The organism is Streptomyces sp. NPDC006872, assembly GCF_040635845.1.
In the GTDB taxonomy this organism is placed as follows: domain Bacteria; phylum Actinomycetota; class Actinomycetes; order Streptomycetales; family Streptomycetaceae; genus Streptomyces.
The window spans coordinates 1-18,730 of the sequence record NZ_JBEYIL010000005.1 but is presented as its reverse complement, the minus strand read 5'-3'; the positions used below and the strand labels follow the sequence as shown (position 1 = coordinate 18,730).

Sequence of the window (18,730 nt, the reverse complement as noted above, 5' to 3'; positions counted from 1 at the left end):
CTCGATGTCCGTGCACAGCCACACGGCAGCCCGTCAAGACAGCGCTGCCACACCTGAGTTTCCGCGTCATGTAGTGACCGCGGTGATCGTCTCCCACGACGGTGCCCGCTGGCTGCCCGACGCGCTCGCCGGGCTGCTCGGCCAGGAGCGCCCCGTCCAGTCCGTCATGGCCGCCGACACCGGCAGCTCGGACGCGTCCGCGCAGCTGGTCACCGACGCCCTCGGCGACGACCGCGTCCTGCACCTGGCCCGGCGCACCGGCTTCGGCCAGGCCGTCGAGGAGGCCAACCGCACGGCCCCGGTCCTCACCCCCGAGGAACTTCCGTACCTGAAGCGCCCCAGCGGCTGGGACCCTGTCACGCGCACGTGGCGCGACGACGCCTACGACCTGCCGGAGCTCCCGCACGGGGAGCCCGTCCAATGGCTGTGGCTGCTGCACGACGACTGCGCCCCCGAACCGGAGGCACTGGCCGAGCTGCTGCGCGTGGTGGAGAACGAGCTCGAACTGGGCCGTGACGACGTGGCCGTCGTCGGCCCCAAGCTCCGCGGCTGGTACGACCGCCGGCAGCTCCTCGAGGTCGGCGTCACCATCGCCCACTCCGGCCGCCGCTGGACCGGCCTGGACCGCCGCGAACAGGACCAGGGCCAGCACGACCACGTGCGGTCCGTGCTCTCCGTGTCCACCGCCGGCATGCTGATCCGCCGCGACGTCTTCGAACAGCTCGGCGGCTTCGACCGCCGACTGCCCCTGATGCGGGACGACGTCGACCTGTGCTGGCGCGCCCAGGCCGCCGGCCACCGTGTCCTCATCGCCCCCGAGGCCGTCGTACGGCACGCCGAGGCCGCCTCCCGCGAGCGCCGCACCGTCGACTGCGCGGGCCGCACCAGCGCCTCCCCGCACAAGGTCGACAAGGCCGGCGCCGTCTACACCCTCCTCGTCAACAGCCGCACGGCCCTGCTGCCCTGGATCCTGGTGCGCCTGGTCCTCGGCACCCTGCTGCGGACCGTCGCCTACCTCGTCGGCAAGGTTCCCGGACAGGCCCTCGACGAGATCCGCGGCCTGCTGAGCACCCTGCTGCGGCCCGAGCGGATCATCGCCGGGCGGCGAGCCCGCGGGAAGTCGACGGTCGACAAGGAGGAAATGCGCCCCCTGTTCCCGCCACCCGGCGCGACCGTGCGGGCCACCGTCGAACAGGTCGCCGGCGACCTCTTCGGCTCCGACGACCCCGAGGCCGTCTCCGGCGCGGGCCGGCACGGCGGCGCCGTCGAGTCCGGACCCGGCGGCGACGACGCCGACTTCCTGGAGATCGAGCAGTTCGCCCGCCTCAAGCGCATCGCCCGCAAACCCGGCCCGGTGCTCTTCCTGGTCCTCCTGCTCGTCTCCCTGGTCGCCTGCCGCAACCTCCTCGGCGGCGGCGCCCTCGCGGGCGGCGCCCTGCTGCCCGCCCCGGCCGACGCCTCCGAGCTGTGGTCGCGCTACCTCGACGCCTGGCATCCGGTCGGCGCCGGCGGCACCCCGTCCGCGCCGCCCTACCTGGCGATCATCGCCGCGCTGGCCACCCTGCTGCTCGGCTCGACCGGCCTCGCCCTCACCGTGCTGCTCGTCTGCTCGGTGCCGCTGGCCGGCTTCACCGCCTACTTCGCCTCCCGCCCGCTCGTCGAGTCGCGCCTCCTGCGCGCGTGGGCGGCCGTCGTCTACGCCTTCCTGCCGGCCGCGACCGGCGCCCTCGCCGGCGGCCGCGTCGGCACCGCCGTCCTGGCCGTCCTGCTGCCGCTCATCGCCCGCGCGGGCGCCGCGGCGAGCGGCCTGACGCACCGCTCCGGCGGTCGCGGCAGCTGGCGCGCCACCTGGGCGTACGCACTGCTGCTGACGATCACCACCGCGTTCACGCCGATCGTCTGGCCCATCGCCCTCGTCCTCGGCCTCGCGGTCCTGGCCGTGCGCCGCGGCGACATCACCGCCTACGGTCTGCGCTTCCTGGCCCAGCTCGGCACGCCCCTGCTGATCCTCGCGCCCTGGTCGCTGACCCTGTTGCCGTTCGGCTTCTTCACCCAGGCCGGCCTCGACTTCGGCCCCTCGAGCGCCACCGCGCTCGATCTGCTCGGCGCCAGCCCCGGCGGCCCCGGCACCGTCGACGGCCTGATGCTCATCGGCATCGTGCTGGCCGCGCTGGCCGCCCTGCTGCGCTCCGAGCGTCACTTCGGCGTCTGGGCGGCCTGGGCGGTCGCCCTGGTGGGCCTCGTCTTCGCCGTCCTGTCCAACAGCTCCACCTGGGCCGGCCCCGCCACCCTCGTCTACGGCATCGCCCTCCTCGCCGCCGCCGTCATCGGCGCCGACGGGGCACGCACGCGTGTCGCCGAGCAGAGCTTCGGCTGGCGCCAGCCGGTCGCCGCCCTCATCGCCTTCGCCTCGGCCGCGGGCCCGCTGCTCGTCGCCGCCGGCTGGATGATCGGCGGCGCCGACGGCCCCCTGGAACGCCGCGACCCCGTACAGGTGCCCGCGTTCGTCGCCGAGGAGGCCGGCAACCGCGACCAGGCCCGCACCCTCGTCCTCGACAGCGACTCCGCCGCCCGCGTCGGATATGTGCTGGTCCGCGGCTCGGGCGCCCGCCTGGGCGACGCCGAACTCGCCGCGGCCGACGGCGAGAACAAGCAGCTCGACAAGGTCGTCGCCAACCTCGTCGCCGGTTCCGGCGCCGACCAGGCCGACGAACTCGGCGAGTTCGCCGTGGGCTACGTCCTCGTCCACAAGGGAGCGCCCCGCGAGGTCACCCGCGTCCTGGACGCCACACCCGGCCTGAAGCGGCTCAGCCAGCAGGACGGCAGCGCCCTGTGGCGGGTCGACCAGGAGGTCTCCCGCGCGGCCGTCGTCGCGGACTCCGGCAAGGGCGCGGCAACCCCGGTCGCCGCGGGCCCCGTCGACATCCACACCACCGTCCCCGACGGCTCCGACGGCCGCGTCCTGCGCCTGGCCGACGCCGTCGCCGAAGGCTGGACGGCCACCCTCGACGGCAAGCCCCTCACCCCCGTCACTCTCGACGGCTGGGCCCAGGGCTTCGAACTCCCCACCTCCGGCGGGAAGCTGGACGTCACCTACGACGACCCGTTCACCCACACCGCCTGGCTGTGGGCGCAGGGCTTCCTCGCCCTCGTCCTCGTCGTCCTCGCCCTCCCCGGCCGTCGCCGCGACGTCGACGACGACCTCCCCGAGGAGGAGCCGATCCCCGCCGAGCCGGCCGAGGGCGAGGGCCGCCGCGCCCGCCGCCTGCGCGCCCAAGCCGAAGCCGAGACCGACACCGAGAGCGAAGAGCCCGGCCAGGACGAGGAGTTCCCCGTCCCCGTCCAGGAGGAACAGACCCCGGTCGCGGTCCCGCAGCAGCAGTCCTACGGCGACTGGGACCAGTCGGCCTACACGGGCGGCGAATACGCCGGCTACGCGGGCGAGCAGTACCAGAACGCCCAGCAGTACCCGGCGGGTGGCTACGACCAGCAGTCCTACGACCCCTACCAGGCCGGCCAGTACGACCCGTACGCCTACGACGGCCAGGCCCAGCAGGCGCCGTACGACCCGAACTACCAGCAGCAGGCCTACGACCCGTCGGCCTATGGCCAGGGCGGCTACGACCCCGCCTACGACCCGGACCGGAACCCCCACGGCACCGGCAGCGAGCGCCCCGACGGGAGCCAGCAGTGAACCGCACCACCCTGTCCCTGATCGCCGGCACGGCGGCCCTCGCCGCCGTCACCGGGTTCGCCACGCTCCAGCAGCCGGACGCCACCGCCCCGGACACCGCCAAGACGGCCGCCGAACTGCCCGTGGAGCGCACGAGCCTGGTCTGCCCCTCGCCCAGCACCTCCGACCTCGCCGAGACCTCGTACACGTCCTTCACACCCGTCACCAAGGGCACCGACGGCGACGGCACGGCCGAACTCACCGCGGCCACCGACGACTCGGCGGCCGCGGCGACCGACAAGGCGACCGACAAGAAGAAGGCGGCCGCGAAGCCCGTCCTCACCCCCAAGGCGCCCGGCACCCCGGCCGTCGGCGACACGACAGGCGGCGACGCGCCCGCGCTCCTGGGCACCGCCGAGGGGAAGTTCGCTCCCGGTTGGACCGTCCAGGAGACCACGCAGGTCGCCGCCGGCACCGGCCGCGGCCTGCAGGGCCTGACCTGCGGCGCGCCGGACACGGAGTTCTGGTTCCCGGGCGTCAGCACGGTCGCCGACCGCACGGACTACGTCCACCTCACCAATCCGGACGACTCCGCGGCCGTCGTGGACATCGAGCTCTACGGCAAGGAAGGCGCCCTCGCGACCACGGCGGGGGAGGACATCACCGTCCCGGCGCACTCCAGCGAGCCGATCCTGCTGTCCACGCTCACCAGCGAGAAGCAGGAGGACCTCACCGTCCACGTCAACGTCCGCAGCGGCCGGGTCGGGGCCGCCGTGCAGGCCCTGGACGAGAAGCTCGGCGGTGACTGGCTGGCCGCCGCCACCGACCCGGCGAGCACCCAGGTCATCCCGGGCATCCCCAAGGACGCCACGGCCGTCCGCCTCATCGCCTACGCCCCGGGCGACGCGGACGCGGACCTCAAGGTCCAACTCGCCTCCCCCTCAGGGCTGATCACCCCCGCCGGACACGAGACGCTTCACGTCAAGGCGGGCATGACGGCCTCGGTCGACCTGGGCGACGTCACGCGCGGGGAGTCCGGCTCCCTGGTGCTGACCCCGACCGGCCAGTCGGTGCCCGTCGTCGCCGCCGTACGGGTCCTGCGCGGCAAGGGCGCCGACCAGGAGTCGGCGTTCATCTCCGCCACCGCGCCCGTCGGCACGCGCGCGTCCGCCGCCGACAACAGGGCCAAGGGATCCACCCTCTCCCTGACCGCCCCCAAGGGCACCGCCAAGGTGAAGGTCACCGCGTCCGCGGGCAGCGGCGGCGGCACGGCCGTCTCCAAGACGTACACGATCAAGGCGGGCACCACCCAGGACGTCGAACTCCCCGTCCCCACCGGCCTGAAGGGCACCTACGCGCTGACCGTGGAACCCCTCACGGCCACCCCGGTCTACGCCTCCCGCACCCTGGCGGTCACCCAGGACGGCGTACCGGGCTTCACGATCCAGACCCTGCCGGACGACCGGGGCACGGTGGCCGTACCGCAGGCCGACGAGGACATCGCGGTGCTGCAGAAGTAACGCAGCAGAAGCAGCGCAGCAGAAGCAATGCGGCAGAACCAGTGCGGCCGTAACTCGAAAGGACTGCTCAGGTCCCCCTAAAGAGGGGCACTCGGGGCACATGGGGAGCCGGGGGCTCGGGGGCTCAGTCCTCGCCGTAGCGCGGATCCACCGTCTCCGGAGTCTGGCCGAGCAGCTCCGCGACCTGCTCGACGACGACCTCGTGCACCAGCGCGGCCCGCTCGTCGCGCCCTTTGGTGCGGATCTCCACCGGCCGCCGGTAGACGACGACCCGGGCCCGCCGTCCCTCCCGCGCGGGGACCACTCCTCCCAACGGGACCGCCTCGTCGTTCCACGGCTCCGGGGTCGCGTCCAGGCGCGGCACCTCCAGCACGACGAAGTCGATGTCGGCGAGCTGCGGCCACCGCCGCTCCAGCCGCTCCACGGAGTCCTGCACAAGATCGGCGAACACATCGGCGCGGCTGGCGGCCAACGGCACCTGGGGTGGCGCGATCGGCCCCCGCATGCCCCGGCCGTGGCGATCGCGACGACGGGGTCCTGGGCCTGCGGCGGGGGGCGGTACGGGGCTGTCCATCACCACTGAAGCGTAGTCCCCGCCGTGCCCCGGCGCGCGGCTCCACGAGCCGGCCCGGGCGCCGCCGCCCGCGGTGCACCGCATGTCGTGGGATGACCATTCCAGCCAAGGTTGGGCTCGTTTCCGTATCTCTCCGAGACCGGTGAACTCGCGGCAATTGATGGCGTTTGTGCCGAGTGGTGACCGCGGGGTGATGACTCCCTTTGCATAATCACTGGTGTTCCCGCAGGTCAGCGGGGTATGACTGGAGCCGTTGGTGGGGCGTTTCACAACACGACACGGTGGAGTGACCTGGTGGAGAGTCGTCGCGGCCCGCTCAAGAGTGCGGTACCGTCCAACGTCGTGAGCCCTGTACGTCGCTGTTCGCGAACTGCCTGCGGCCGACCCGCCGTCGCGACGCTGACGTACGTCTACGCCGACTCGACCGCGGTCCTCGGCCCGCTCGCCACCTACGCCGAACCCCACTGCTACGACCTGTGCGCCGAGCACTCCGAGCGCCTCACCGCCCCGCGCGGCTGGGAGGTCGTCCGACTCCTCGACGGTTCGGCTCCCGCCCGCCCCAGTGGCGACGATCTGGAAGCGCTTGCCAACGCCGTCCGCGAGGCGGCCCGCCCGCAGGGACGCGCGGCCGGGGCCGGCGGCGGCGCCCGCACTGCGGACCCGATGGAGGTCGCACGCCGCGGCCATCTGCGGGTGCTGCGCTCACCCGACAACTGAGCCGGTTCCCCTCCCTGTTCGTCCCCCTGCTCGCCCTCCTGTTCGTCACGGACTGACGCACGCCCATTGACGTGCCGTTGTCGCGGACACGACCATTCCGTTCGGCCGGAGAACGAGAAACCGCTTTCCGCATGACGGAAAACGGCCGGAACGTGATCGGGAACGCGGCCGGAAACGTCATCGGACACGTCATCGGAAACGTGATCTGGATCGGGGGCGCCCGTGTACGTCCAGGAACTGCAACCCGTCGCCGGCTCGCTCGGCCTGTCCGCCCTCGTCGCGGCCCTGCCCCTCGTGATCGTCCTGGTCCTCCTCGGCGGCGTCCGGCTCCAATCCCATCTGGCGGGCCTGACGGGCCTTCTGGCGGCCGCTCTGGTCGCTTGCCTCGCCTACGGCATGCCCGTGAGTCAGACGCTCTCCAGCGCCGCCCAGGGAGCCGCCTTCGGTCTCTTCCCCATCCTGTGGATCGTCGTCAACGCCCTCTGGGTGTACCGGATGACGGTCCGCACCCGGCACTTCGACGTCCTGCGCCGGTCCTTCGGCCGCCTCTCCGACGACCCGCGCATCCAAGCCCTCGTCGTCGCCTTCTGCTTCGGCGCCCTCCTGGAGGCGCTCGCCGGGTTCGGCGCCCCGGTGGCGATCTGCTCGGTCATGCTCGTCGCCCTCGGCTTCGACCCCGTCCGCGCGGCCGTCGTCGCCCTCGTCGCCAACACCGCGCCCGTCGCCTTCGGCGCCATGGGCACCCCCGTCGTGACACTGGCCCAGGTCACCGGCCTGCCGTTGGACACAGTGGCCTCCGTGGTGGGCCGTCAGACACCGCTGCTCGCCCTCGTCGTGCCGCTTGTCCTGGTCGGGCTGGTGGACGGCCGACGAGGCCTGCGCGAGACCTGGGTTCCGGCCCTGGCCTGCGGAATCGCCTTCGCCGTCGCCCAGTTCGCCGCCTCCAACTACGTCTCCGCGCAACTCGCCGACATCGGCGCCGCCTTGGCGGGCGCCGCCGCCCTGGTCGCCGTACCGCACACGCGCGTGCCCACACCCGAAGCGGTACGCGCGTCCGTGCTGACGGGCACCCGCAGCGAGGAGTTGGACGAACCGGACCCCAACCCCGAGATCCTGCGCGCCTACGCCCCCTACGCGCTGATCGTCGTGATCTTCTCCGTGGCCCAGCTCCCCGCGGTCAAGGACTGGCTCGCCCAGGCCACCCGGACCTACGACTGGCCCTTCCTGAACGTCGTGAACGCCGACGGGAAACCGGTCGGCGGCAACGTCTTCACCTGGCCGGTCGTCTCGACCGGCGGCACCCTCGTCCTGCTGGCCGGCCTCGCCACCGCGGCCGTACTCGGCGTCCACGCGCGCGTGGCGCTGAAGGAATGGGCCGCGACCGTCCACGAGTTGAGGTACGCGATCCTCACCGTGACCTCCGTCCTGGCCCTCGCCTACGTCATGAACCTCTCCGGCCAGGCCGCCACGATCGGCCACTTCGTGGCGGCGGCCGGCGCGGGCCTCGCCTTCCTGTCCCCGGTACTGGGCTGGTTCGGCGTCGCCGTCTCCGGCTCCGACACCTCGGCCAACGCACTCTTCGGCGCCCTCCAGGTCACCGCGGCCCGCGAGTCGGGCCTGTCCCCGGAGCTGCTGGCCGCCGCGAACAGCTCGGGCGGCGTCCTCGGCAAGATGATCTCGCCGCAGAACCTCACCATCGCCTGCGCCGCCGTCGGCCTCGCCGGCCGCGAGGGCGACCTGCTGCGCAAGGTGCTCCCATGGAGCGTGGGCCTGCTCCTGGTGATGTGCCTGATCGTGGTCGGCCAGAGCTCCCCGGTACTGGACTGGATGCTGCCCTAGGGCCCACAGCGGACGGCGAACCCGCCCGGGTAGTTTGTGGTGACCTACAGGACTTCAGGAAGGGTGGCCGTGGCTGCTGATCTGTCTCGGATCGTGAAGGCGTACGACGTGCGCGGGGTGGTCCCGGACCAGTGGGACGAGTCGCTGGCCGAGCTCTTCGGGGCCGCCTTCGCCCAGGTGACCGGTGCCCGGGCGATCGTCGTCGGCCACGACATGCGCCCCTCCTCGCCCGGTCTGACCGGCGCCTTCGCGCGCGGAGCGGCGGCGCTCGGCGTCGACGTCACCGAGATCGGCCTCTGCTCGACGGACCAGCTGTACTACGCCTCGGGCGCACTCGACCTCCCCGGCGCCATGTTCACGGCCTCGCACAACCCGGCCCAGTACAACGGCATCAAGCTGTGCCGCGCGGGCGCGGCCCCGGTGGGCCAGGACACGGGCCTGACGGAGATCCGAGAACTGGTAGAAAGCTGGACGAACTCGACCGCCCCGAAACCCGCACCGGCGCCGGCACCGGGAACGATCTCCCGAACGGACACGTTGAAGGACTACGCGGCGCACCTCCGCGCACTCGTCGACGTGACCTCCATCCGCCCCCTGAAGGTCGTGGTCGACGCGGGCAACGGCATGGGCGGCCACACCGTCCCCACAGTCCTGGAGGGCCTGCCCCTCACCGTGATCCCCATGTACTTCGAACTCGACGGCACCTTCCCCAACCACGAGGCCAACCCACTGGACCCGGCGAACCTCGTGGACCTGCAGAAGCGGGTCCGCGAAGAGTCCGCCGACCTCGGCCTCGCGTTCGACGGCGACGCCGACCGCTGCTTCGTCGTCGACGAACAGGGCGAGCCGGTCTCCCCGTCCGCGATCACGGCGCTGGTCGCGGCACGCGAACTCGCACGCAACGGCGGCAAGGGCACGATCATCCACAACCTGATCACGTCCTGGACAGTCCCGGAGGTGGTACGGGAGAACGGCGGCACCCCCGTCCGCACCCGAGTGGGCCACTCGTTCATCAAGGCGGAGATGGCCCGCTCAGGCGCGATCTTCGGCGGGGAGCACTCCGCGCACTACTACTTCAAGGACTTCTGGAACGCCGACACCGGCATGCTGGCCGCCCTCCACGTCCTGGCCGCCCTCGGCACCCAGCAGACCCCCCTCTCCTCCCTGGTCGCGGAGTACGACCGCTACACCGGCTCCGGCGAGATCAACTCCACGGTCGCCGACCAGGCCGACCGCATCGCCGCGATCAAGGCGGCATACGGAAGCCGCGCCGACGTCACCCTGGACGAACTCGACGGCCTGACCGTCACGTCCACCGACTGGTGGTTCAACGTCCGGCCCTCCAACACAGAACCCCTCCTCCGCCTCAACGCAGAGGCCCGGGACGAAGCCACCATGACCAGGATCCGGAACGAGGCCCTGAAAATCATCCGCTCCTGAACCCCCGGCCTCACCCCACAACGCCCACCCCGACGCGCCGACCACCAGCCCCACCCACTCCCCACGCCGCACCCCGCCTCTTCCCGCCCAACCCCCGCGCCCCACCCCCACCAGCGGTACCCTGACCAGGCACATCCGCCCACCCCGACCCACCCGCCCACCACACCGCGCACCGCGCCCCGCACACCCCGAAGGGACACCCCATGCCGCTCGAAGCCGGCCTCCTGGAGATCCTCGCCTGCCCCGCCTGCCACGCCCCCCTCAAGGAGCAGGACACAGAGCTGATCTGCACAGGCCAGGACTGCGGCCTGGCATACCCCGTCCGCGACGGCATCCCCGTCCTCCTGGTCGACGAGGCCCGCCACCCCGCGTAACGACGCACCGCGCGCCCCACAAAACCCCGCCACAAAGCCCCGCCACCAGGCGCCGGGCACCAAGCACAAACTCGCGTTCCCCACCCGGCCCCGCAAAACCGACGACGCCCCAGGCGATCGGAGACTGCCGCCATGCTCGACGACTCGCTGCTCGACACGCCGGAGGCCCTCGCCGAGGCCGACCGCCGAGCCCTCCTGCGCGGCGCGGCCGAAGCCGGCGCCCGCGTCCGCACCGCCGCCCGGCACGCGGCCGAAGCCGGCGTCAACGACCTCAAACCCGACGGCCGCCCCCGCGCCATCCTCATCGCAGGCCCCGGCGCCGCCGCCACCTGCGTGGCCGACCTCCTCGGCACCCTCGCCGGCGCCGCCTGCCCCGTCATCCGCCTGACCCCCACCGGCGTCGCCCCCGCCGCAGGAGCCCTGCGCTGGGAACTCCCCGGCTGGGCCGGCTCCGTCGACCTCCTGCTGATCGCCACCCCCGACGGCAGCGAACCCGGCCTCGCCCTCCTGGCCGAGCAGGCCTACCGCCGCGGCTGCACCGTCGCCGCAGTGGCCCCCGCCCACTCCCCGCTCACCGAGGCGGCGGGCGCCACCCACGCCCTGTTCGTCCCGCTGGCGACAGCACCCTACGAACAGGACGAGCAGCCCCCCGTCGCCGCCTCCGCCCCCGGCGTCCTCTGGGCCCTGCTGACCCCCCTGCTCGCCCTCCTCGACCGCATCGCACTGCTCTCCGCACCGCCCGAGGCGATCGAGAAGGTCGCCGATCGGCTCGACAAGGTCGCCGAACGCTGCGGCCCCGCCATCGCGACCTACAGCAACCCGGCGAAGACCCTGGCCGCAGAACTGGCCGACGCGCTCCCGGTGATCTGGACCGAAGGCACCTCGGCAGGCCCCGCCGGCCGACGCTTCGCAGCCGCCCTCGCCGAACTCACCGGCCGACCCGCCCTCGTCGCGGAACTCCCCGAGGCCCTCGCCGAACACAACGCGCTCCTCGCCGGCCCCCTCGCCGCCAGCGCCGACCCGGACGACTTCTTCCGCGACCGCGTCGAAGAAGCCCCGGCCCTGCACGCGCGCGTGGTGCTCCTGCGCGACCGCCCGATCGGCGGCCTCACCGCAGCCCCGTCCGCCCGCGAACTGGCCCTCAGCCACGACACGCCGATCAGCGAGCTCGAGCCGGAAGCCGGCGACGAACTGGTCACCCTCGCCGAACTGATCGCCACCACGGATTTCGCCGCCGTCTACCTGGCGCTCGCCTCCGGGGCCTGACCACACAAGCCAGAACCCGACCGCAGAACCCGACCGCAGGCAGAGAGAACCGCATGGACCGCCTCGCCAACACCGTCCGCCCCTACGCCTGGGGTTCCCCCACCGCGATCCCGCAGCTGCTCGGCACCGCGCCGACCGGCGAACCGCAGGCCGAGATGTGGATGGGCGCCCACCCGGGCGCGCCCTCGCGCACCGACCGGGGCACCCTCGTCGAGGTGATCGAGGCTGACCCGCGACACGAACTCGGCGAGCGGACCGTCGCCAAGTTCGGCCCCCGCCTCCCCTTCCTTCTCAAGATCCTCGCCGCCGGCGCCCCCCTCTCCCTCCAGGTCCACCCCGACCTGACCCAGGCCAAACAGGGATACGAGGACGAAGAGCGCCGCGGCATCCCCGTCGACGCCCCGCACCGCAACTACAAGGACGCCAACCACAAGCCCGAACTCATCTGCGCCCTCACCGAGTTCGACGGCCTGTGCGGCTTCCGCAACCCCACACAGGCCGCCGACCTCCTCGACGGCCTCGGCGTCGACTCCCTCAAGCCGTACGTCGACCTCCTGCACGCCCACCCGGAAGAGGCCGCCCTGCGCGAAGTCCTCACCGCGATCCTCAGCGCCGACCGCGACGAGACGGCCCACACCGTCGCCGCGGCCGCGGCCGCCTGCGACCGCCTCGGCGGCGACTACGCCCCCTACGCCGGCATCGCCCACCACTACCCCGGCGACCCCGGCGTCATCGCCGCCATGCTGCTGAACCACGTCCGACTCCAGCCCGGCGAGGCCCTGTTCCTCGGCGCCGGCATCCCGCACGCCTACCTCAACGGCCTCGGCGTCGAGATCATGGCCAACTCCGACAACGTCCTGCGCTGCGGCCTGACCCCCAAGCACGTCGACGTCCCCGAACTCCTGCGCATCGTCCGCTTCGAGCCCGGCGACCCCGGCGTCCTGCGCCCCGAGGCCGCCCCGGACGGCGAAGAGGTCTACGACACCCCCATCGACGAGTTCCGGCTCTCGCGATACGTCCTGCCCGCCGGCGCCCCCGCCCACGACCTGACCCTGCCGACCCCGCAGATCCTGCTCTGCACGGCCGGCGCCGTACAGGCGGGCGAACACGAACTGACTCCCGGCCACTCCGTCTTCGTCCCCGCAGGCGAAAAAGCCGAAGTGTCCGGAACCGGTACGGTCTTCCGCGCCACGGTCATCGCCTGACCCACGCGCACCGGACAGCCCGACGCGCCACCACCGGACCGGGCTGCAACAATGACCCACCGGCAAAGGACGGGCAAAGCCAACACGGCCCCGCCCTGCACGGCGTACGCACGTAGGCGAAGGGACAACGCGAACACATGAGCGCGTCAGGCGGCACCAGGGCGATCGTGGCAGCACTCGGCGCCAACCTCGCGATCGCGGCATCGAAGTTCGTGGCGTTCGCGTTCAGCGGATCGTCGTCGATGCTCGCCGAAGGCGTGCACTCGCTCGCCGACTCCGGCAACCAGGCCCTGCTCCTCATCGGCGGCAAGAAGGCCCAACGCGAGGCGACCCCGCAACACCCGTTCGGCTACGGCCGCGAGCGCTACATCTACGCCTTCCTCGTCTCCATCGTCCTCTTCTCCGTCGGCGGCATGTTCGCCATCTACGAGGGCTACGAGAAGATCAAGCACCCGCACGAGATCGAGCACTGGTACTGGCCCGTCGGCGTCCTCATCTTCGCGATCATCGCCGAGAGCTTCTCCTTCCGCACCGCCATCAAGGAGTCCAACCCGCTGCGCGGCGAACACTCCTGGACGCAGTTCGTCCGCCGCGCCAAGGCACCCGAACTGCCCGTCGTCCTCCTGGAGGACCTCGGCGCCCTCGTCGGCCTCATCCTCGCCCTCGGCGGCGTCGGCCTCGCCCTCCTCACCGACGACGGCGTCTGGGACGGCATCGGCACCCTCTGCATCGGCATCCTGCTCATCCTCATCGCCCTCGTCCTGGCCGCCGAGACCAAGTCCCTGCTCCTCGGCGAGGCCGCCGGCCTGGAAGACGTCCAGAAGATCGAGGCCGCCATCGTCGACGGCGACACCGTCACCCGCGTCATCCACATGCGCACCCTCCACCTCGGGCCCGAGGAGCTCCTGGTCGCCGCCAAGATCGCCGTCCAGCACGACGACACGGCCACCCAGGTCGCCACCGCCATCAACGCCGCCGAGGCCCGCATCCGCACCGCCGTCCCCATCGCCCGCGTCATCTACCTCGAGCCCGACATCTACAGCGAGGACGTGGCCGCCAAGGGACCGAAGCCCGAGGCCACCCCGGGCGGACCCGCCCAGCACCCCACCGAGCACTGACCCGCACACCACCCGACAGGACCCGCCGAACCACCGGCGGGTCCTGTCACCGTTTCCGAGGTGGACTGGGGCCGCCCCGCACCTCCGGTGTAGCTTGGAGCGGAGCCAGAACGTCGCTGCTGATGGCGGTCGGGCGGACCCGGTGCGGACCGTCCGAGGGAGAGAGGGCCTCCGACGGACTGCGCTGCGCGAACGCGGGCATGCCTGTGTCCCCCCCTGGGGACCCCTGTGTCCGCAGCCGCGCAGACCAGCCGTACCCACTCTCTCGACCCGACTCCGAGGAGCAGCACACCATGACGACTGTCGACAGCCGACAGGACTTCAAGGTCGCCGACCTCTCCCTGGCCGACTTCGGCCGCAAGGAGATCACCCTCGCCGAGCACGAGATGCCCGGCCTGATGTCCATCCGCAAGGAGTTCGCCGCCACTCAGCCGCTGGCCGGCGCCCGGATCATGGGCTCCCTGCACATGACCGTGCAGACCGCCGTCCTGATCGAGACCCTGGTCGCCCTGGGCGCCGAGGTCCGCTGGGTGTCCTGCAACATCTTCTCCACCCAGGACCACGCGGCCGCCGCCATCGCCGTCGGCCCGAACGGCACGCCCGACAACCCGCAGGGCGTCCCGGTCTTCGCCTGGAAGGGCGAGACCCTGGAAGAGTACTGGTGGTGCACCGAGCAGGCCCTGACCTGGCCGAATACCCCCACCGGCGGCCCGAACATGATCCTGGACGACGGCGGCGACGCCACCATGCTCGTCCACAAGGGCGTCGAGTACGAGAAGGCCGGCAAGGTCCCCTCCGCCGACACCGCCGAGTCCGACGAACACCGCGTCGTCCTCGAACTGCTCGACCGCACCATCACCGACGGCTCCCAGAAGTGGACCCAGATCGCCTCGGAGATCCGCGGCGTCACCGAGGAGACCACCACCGGCGTCCACCGCCTGTACGAGATGCAGCGCGACGGCGACCTCCTCTTCCCGGCGATCAACGTCAACGACGCCGTCACCAAGTCGAAGTTCGACAACAAGTACGGCTGCCGCCACTCCCTCATCGACGGCATCAACCGCGCCACCGACGTCCTCATCGGCGGCAAGACCGCGGTCGTGTGCGGCTACGGCGACGTCGGCAAGGGCTGCGCCGAGTCCCTCCGCGGCCAGGGCGCCCGCGTCATCGTCACCGAGATCGACCCGATCTGCGCCCTCCAGGCAGCGATGGACGGCTACCAGGTCACGACCCTCGACGAGGTCGTCGACAAGGCCGACATCTTCATCACCACGACCGGCAACAAGGACATCATCATGGCCTCGGACATGGCCAAGATGAAGCACCAGGCCATCGTCGGCAACATCGGCCACTTCGACAACGAGATCGACATGGCCGGCCTCGCGCAGATCCCTGGCATCGTCAAGGACGAGGTCAAGCCGCAGGTCCACACCTGGAAGTTCCCCGACGGCAAGGTCCTCATCGTGCTGTCCGAGGGCCGCCTGCTGAACCTGGGCAACGCCACCGGCCACCCCTCGTTCGTGATGTCCAACTCCTTCGCGGACCAGACCCTGGCCCAGATCGAGCTGTTCACCAAGCAGTCCGAGTACCCGATCGGCGTCTACACGCTGCCCAAGCACCTCGACGAGAAGGTCGCCCGCCTCCACCTGGACGCGCTCGGCGTGAAGCTGACCACGCTCCGCCCCGAGCAGGCCTCGTACATCGGCGTCGAGGTCGACGGCCCCTACAAGTCGGACCACTACCGCTACTGAGTCCGCAGCCCCGCCCGCTGAGGAGCGCGCCCACGCGCTGACGCGCCCCTCAGCACCAGGCAGGTCCTCCGAGGCAGGCCCCCGCACCCCCGTGCCGGGGGCCTGCCCCGTCGGCCCACGGCCGCACCAGCGCCGACCAGCCCGTCACACCCCAGGACCCCCATGCCCCGCGGCCGTTATTCGCTCCACGATCCGCACGATCACACCCCCCTCGCACTCGAGCACTTCCAATGCGCCCCCGGCCCCTCCGGCTGGCGCTACGTCTCCCGGCTGACCACCCCCACCGGCGAACACACCGGCTCCGTCGACCTCACACTCGACGACCTCGGCCGCCCCCTCCGCCTCGAACTCCACGCGAGCAACTGGCAGGTACGCGGCGCAGCCCTGGACGGCGTCACCTGGGTCCGCACCGACCCCACCGGCACCCACGCCACGGAAGGCAACACCCCCGCCCACGCCTTCACCGGCACCTCCCCCGCCTTCCTCATCGCGACCACCCGACTCCTACGCCTCACCCCCTCCTCCTCGGCAACCCGAGTACGCCTCGTCGCCTTCACCGATCCGGTCCTCGCCCCCCGCACCGTGGACCAGTCCTGGGCCCTGCTGAAAAGCGAAGCACACGCCACTGACAACGGCCCCCTGACCGTGGACGAATACCAGGTCACAGCCCTGGACACCGGCGAACAGCACACCGTGCACATCGCCGGCGACGTCGTCCTCGCAGCCCCCGGCATCGAGCTGGAAGACCTCGAAACACCCCCGTCGACGTTCGCCTGAACCCACCCCGCACAGAGCTACGCCGGCGGCACGAACCCACTGCCCGGCCCCTCGGACCGATCAACAGGCGCCTGCGCCCCAGCAGCCCCGTACGACACAGGCGGACCGTACGAACCCGGTGCACCGTACGAACCCGGTGAACCGCTCGGCCCCGGACCGTACGGCCTCGGCGGACCGTCACCCGCAGGCCACCCCGCAACCGGACCGCCTCCGAAGGCCCGCCGCGCCTCCCGGACCTGCCGCTCCTGCACCACCGCCGCCAGAAACGCGGCCGGCGGCACCCCCTGCGGCACCGGAGCCCCCGTACGCGCCGCCAACTCACCGGCCAGCCGCTCCGCCATCGCCCAGCCGACCTGCGGATCCAGCTGATTCATCCGCCCCAGGTACTGCCGCACCGCCAGCCACAGCCCGTCCGGCACCGCCGAAAGATCGAGCCCTTGGAATCGCCCTGCCAGCCACGGCGGAGGCGGCGGCACGAAACCGCTCTGCCCCGCGGGCACCCGCTCCCGCACCACCAGGGTCCCGGCGAACACATCACCGAGCCGTCTGCCCCGCGCCGACACCAGCGAGGCGATAGTGGCCACCACGCCGATCGTCAGCAGAATCTCCACCACACCGATCGCACCCCGCACCAGCGCGTGCCGGAACCGGATCGGCCCCCCGTCGTCCCGCACCACCCGCAGCCCACACGCCATCTTCCCGAGCGACCGCCCATGACTGAGCGTCTCCACCGCGATCGGTCCACCCACCAGCACCAGCAGAAACGTCGCGATCGACAGCGCGATCTGCGCAGCCTCGTCCAGGGACGCCGTCGCCGCCACCAGAGCAATGCTCACGACGATGTAGGCCACGAACGCCACGACCAGGTCCAGCAAGATGGCCAACGCCCGGCTGGGCAGCCTGGCAGGCCGCAGCTCCAACGCCACGGCCTCGCCCGTCACCAGCTCACTCACGCCCGTCGTCCCTTCCCTGGCCTGCCCCGAGAACAGCCAGTCTGCCAAGCTGAACGCACATCGCGCGGCAGTAGGACAAGCTGACATCCACCACCGGCCGCCGACGAACAGCCGAGGAGCAGGCACACCGATGGACCTCGACGTCTTCGTCTCCGCCCACCGGGCCGAATGGGACCGCCTCGACGCCCTCCTGCGCCGCCAGCGCCACCTCACCGGCACCGAGACCGACGAACTCGTCACCCTCTACCAGCGCACCGCCACCCACCTCTCCCTGATCCAGTCCAGCGCCCCCGATCCACAGCTCACCGGTCGGCTCACCCAACTCGTGGCACGCGCGCGTAGCGCGGTGACAGGAACCCGTCGCGCTTCCTGGCGCGACGTGACGCGCTTCCTCACCCAGGGCTTCCCGGCCGCGGTCTACAGATCGCGCCACTGGTGGGTACCCACCGCACTCCTCTCCACTGCCGTCGCCGCCGTACTCGGCTGGTGGATCGGCACCCACCCGGAAGTCCAGTCCTCCATAGCCGCCCCCGACGAACTCCGCCAGCTCACCCGACCCGGCGGCCTGTACGAGACGTACTACTCGAGCCACCAGGCCGCGGCGTTCGCCGCCCAGGTCTGGACGAACAACGCCCAGGCCGCCGCGATGTGCCTGGTCCTGGGCGTCTTCCTGGGCCTGCCGGTCCTCTGGATCCTCTTCGAGAACATGCTCAACCTCGGCATCGGAGCCGGCCTCATGTCCTCGGCAGGCCGCCTCGACACCTTCCTCGGACTCGTGCTCCCACACGGTCTCCTCGAACTGACCGCCGTCTTCGTCGCCGCCGGCACCGGCCTCCGCCTGGGCTGGACGGTCATCGACCCGGGCCCCCGCTCCCGACGCACCGCCCTCGCGGAAGAGGGCCGAGCCGCGGTCGGCATGGCGATCGGCCTCGCCCTGGTTCTCTTCGTCTCCGGCGCCATCGAAGGCTTCGTCACCCCATCTGGCCTGCCCACCTGGGCCCGCATCACCATCGGCATCGCAGCAGAACTGACCTTCCTCGCATACGTCTACGTCCTCGGCGGCAAGGCTGCCCGTGCCGGGGACACGGGTGACGTCGATGCCGCCGAGCGCAGCGCCACGGTGCCGACAGCCGCCTGATGTGCGACCGGCCCCGTTGAACTGCTAGTCTCCTCCTCGCCCCACAAAAACCGTTGACACGGAGCGCGTGGGGAGGTAGATTCGAACAGTTGCCTGGAACTGGACAGAGTCCGGTCGGCAGCGGTTAGTATCTGTCAGCCTCTTGAATCTCCGGATTCCACAGAGGCTCCCGATGAAGTCGGAAAATGAATGGCCGGTCAGACCGGCCCGAAACTTCTGATAAAGTCGGAACCGCCGGAAAGGGAAACCGCGAAACAAAAGCGGGAACCTGGAAAGCACCGAGGAAATCAGATCGGAAAAGGATCTGATAGAGTCGGAAACGCAAGACCGAAGGGAAACTGCCCGGAGGAAAGCCTGAGAGTGTCTCGGGTGAGTACAAAGGAAG

Annotated in this window: 14 protein-coding genes; 12 read left to right on the top strand and 2 right to left on the bottom strand. The window is 71.6% G+C overall.

What is annotated here, in order from left to right; genetic code table 11:
* Positions 1 to 4: 4 nt before the first annotated feature.
* Together ABZ725_RS15955 and ABZ725_RS15950 are read left to right on the top strand one after the other, a co-directional pair.
* Entirely contained in the window at positions 5 to 3,694 is a 3,690-nt protein-coding gene (locus ABZ725_RS15955) for a glycosyltransferase (protein ID WP_358803275.1), read from the top strand.
* Positions 3,691 to 5,193, top strand: coding sequence for a DUF5719 family protein (locus ABZ725_RS15950; protein WP_358803274.1), 1,503 nt, complete (start codon positions 3,691 to 3,693; stop codon positions 5,191 to 5,193). The genes ABZ725_RS15955 and ABZ725_RS15950 overlap by 4 nt, the downstream gene beginning before the upstream one ends.
* Before the next feature lie 124 nt (positions 5,194 to 5,317).
* Here the strand turns inward: ABZ725_RS15950 and ABZ725_RS15945 are convergent, their stop codons facing one another.
* Positions 5,318 to 5,698 (bottom strand): metallopeptidase family protein, encoded by a 381-nt coding sequence (locus ABZ725_RS15945; protein WP_358803273.1) that lies wholly within the window; start codon positions 5,696 to 5,698, stop codon positions 5,318 to 5,320.
* Between the two features lie 363 nt (positions 5,699 to 6,061).
* Here ABZ725_RS15945 and ABZ725_RS15940 point away from each other — a divergent pair, with 363 nt between their 5' ends.
* The 9 genes from ABZ725_RS15940 to ABZ725_RS15900 all read left to right on the top strand — a co-directional run bounded on the left by ABZ725_RS15940 (position 6,062) and on the right by ABZ725_RS15900 (position 16,254).
* A complete protein-coding gene (locus ABZ725_RS15940) occupies positions 6,062 to 6,484 on the top strand; it encodes a DUF3499 domain-containing protein (RefSeq protein WP_351918181.1) in 423 nt (140 codons plus the stop codon).
* A 222-nt stretch (positions 6,485 to 6,706) separates the two neighbouring features.
* Positions 6,707 to 8,323: an L-lactate permease gene (locus ABZ725_RS15935; protein ID WP_358803272.1), complete on the top strand. Its 1,617-nt coding sequence runs from the start codon at positions 6,707 to 6,709 to the stop codon at positions 8,321 to 8,323.
* 69 nt (positions 8,324 to 8,392) lie between these two features.
* Positions 8,393 to 9,763: a phosphomannomutase/phosphoglucomutase gene (locus tag ABZ725_RS15930; protein WP_358803271.1), complete on the top strand. Its 1,371-nt coding sequence runs from the start codon at positions 8,393 to 8,395 to the stop codon at positions 9,761 to 9,763.
* Between the two features lie 203 nt (positions 9,764 to 9,966).
* Entirely contained in the window at positions 9,967 to 10,137 is a 171-nt protein-coding gene (locus tag ABZ725_RS15925) for a Trm112 family protein (protein ID WP_190149712.1), read from the top strand.
* Between the two features lie 132 nt (positions 10,138 to 10,269).
* On the top strand, positions 10,270 to 11,403 hold the full coding sequence (locus tag ABZ725_RS15920) for an SIS domain-containing protein (protein ID WP_358803270.1): 1,134 nt from the start codon (positions 10,270 to 10,272) through the stop codon (positions 11,401 to 11,403).
* Positions 11,404 to 11,456: 53 nt separating this feature from the next.
* Positions 11,457 to 12,608: a mannose-6-phosphate isomerase, class I gene (gene manA / locus ABZ725_RS15915; protein ID WP_358803269.1), complete on the top strand. Its 1,152-nt coding sequence runs from the start codon at positions 11,457 to 11,459 to the stop codon at positions 12,606 to 12,608.
* A gap of 137 nt (positions 12,609 to 12,745) precedes the next feature.
* Positions 12,746 to 13,726 (top strand): cation diffusion facilitator family transporter, encoded by a 981-nt coding sequence (locus ABZ725_RS15910; RefSeq protein ID WP_358803268.1) that lies wholly within the window; start codon positions 12,746 to 12,748, stop codon positions 13,724 to 13,726.
* A gap of 293 nt (positions 13,727 to 14,019) precedes the next feature.
* Complete coding sequence (gene ahcY / locus ABZ725_RS15905; RefSeq protein ID WP_358803267.1) at positions 14,020 to 15,477, top strand: adenosylhomocysteinase; 1,458 nt, start codon at positions 14,020 to 14,022, stop codon at positions 15,475 to 15,477.
* A 162-nt stretch (positions 15,478 to 15,639) separates the two neighbouring features.
* Positions 15,640 to 16,254, top strand: a complete 615-nt coding sequence (locus ABZ725_RS15900; RefSeq protein ID WP_358803266.1) for a hypothetical protein — start codon at positions 15,640 to 15,642, stop codon at positions 16,252 to 16,254.
* Between the two features lie 17 nt (positions 16,255 to 16,271).
* Here the strand turns inward: ABZ725_RS15900 and ABZ725_RS15895 are convergent, their stop codons facing one another.
* Positions 16,272 to 17,207: an RDD family protein gene (locus tag ABZ725_RS15895; protein ID WP_358803265.1), complete on the bottom strand. Its 936-nt coding sequence runs from the start codon at positions 17,205 to 17,207 to the stop codon at positions 16,272 to 16,274.
* A 130-nt stretch (positions 17,208 to 17,337) separates the two neighbouring features.
* Here ABZ725_RS15895 and ABZ725_RS15890 point away from each other — a divergent pair, with 130 nt between their 5' ends.
* A complete protein-coding gene (locus tag ABZ725_RS15890; RefSeq protein ID WP_358803264.1) occupies positions 17,338 to 18,345 on the top strand; it encodes a stage II sporulation protein M in 1,008 nt (335 codons plus the stop codon).
* The last annotated feature ends 385 nt before the right edge of the window (positions 18,346 to 18,730 follow it).

Excerpts from the sequence above, each read along its gene's own strand:
- ahcY (WP_358803267.1), top strand. The coding sequence starts at position 14,020 with ATGACGACTGTCGACAGCCGACAGGACTTCAAGGTCGCCGACCTCTCC.
- ABZ725_RS15910 (WP_358803268.1), top strand. The coding sequence starts at position 12,746 with ATGAGCGCGTCAGGCGGCACCAGGGCGATCGTGGCAGCACTCGGCGCC.
- ABZ725_RS15945 (WP_358803273.1), bottom strand. The coding sequence starts at position 5,698 with ATGCGGGGGCCGATCGCGCCACCCCAGGTGCCGTTGGCCGCCAGCCGC.
- ABZ725_RS15900 (WP_358803266.1), top strand. The coding sequence starts at position 15,640 with ATGCCCCGCGGCCGTTATTCGCTCCACGATCCGCACGATCACACCCCC.
- ABZ725_RS15925 (WP_190149712.1), top strand. The coding sequence starts at position 9,967 with ATGCCGCTCGAAGCCGGCCTCCTGGAGATCCTCGCCTGCCCCGCCTGC.
- manA (WP_358803269.1), top strand. The coding sequence starts at position 11,457 with ATGGACCGCCTCGCCAACACCGTCCGCCCCTACGCCTGGGGTTCCCCC.
- ABZ725_RS15890 (WP_358803264.1), top strand. The coding sequence starts at position 17,338 with ATGGACCTCGACGTCTTCGTCTCCGCCCACCGGGCCGAATGGGACCGC.
- ABZ725_RS15955 (WP_358803275.1), top strand. The coding sequence starts at position 5 with ATGTCCGTGCACAGCCACACGGCAGCCCGTCAAGACAGCGCTGCCACA.
- ABZ725_RS15920 (WP_358803270.1), top strand. The coding sequence starts at position 10,270 with ATGCTCGACGACTCGCTGCTCGACACGCCGGAGGCCCTCGCCGAGGCC.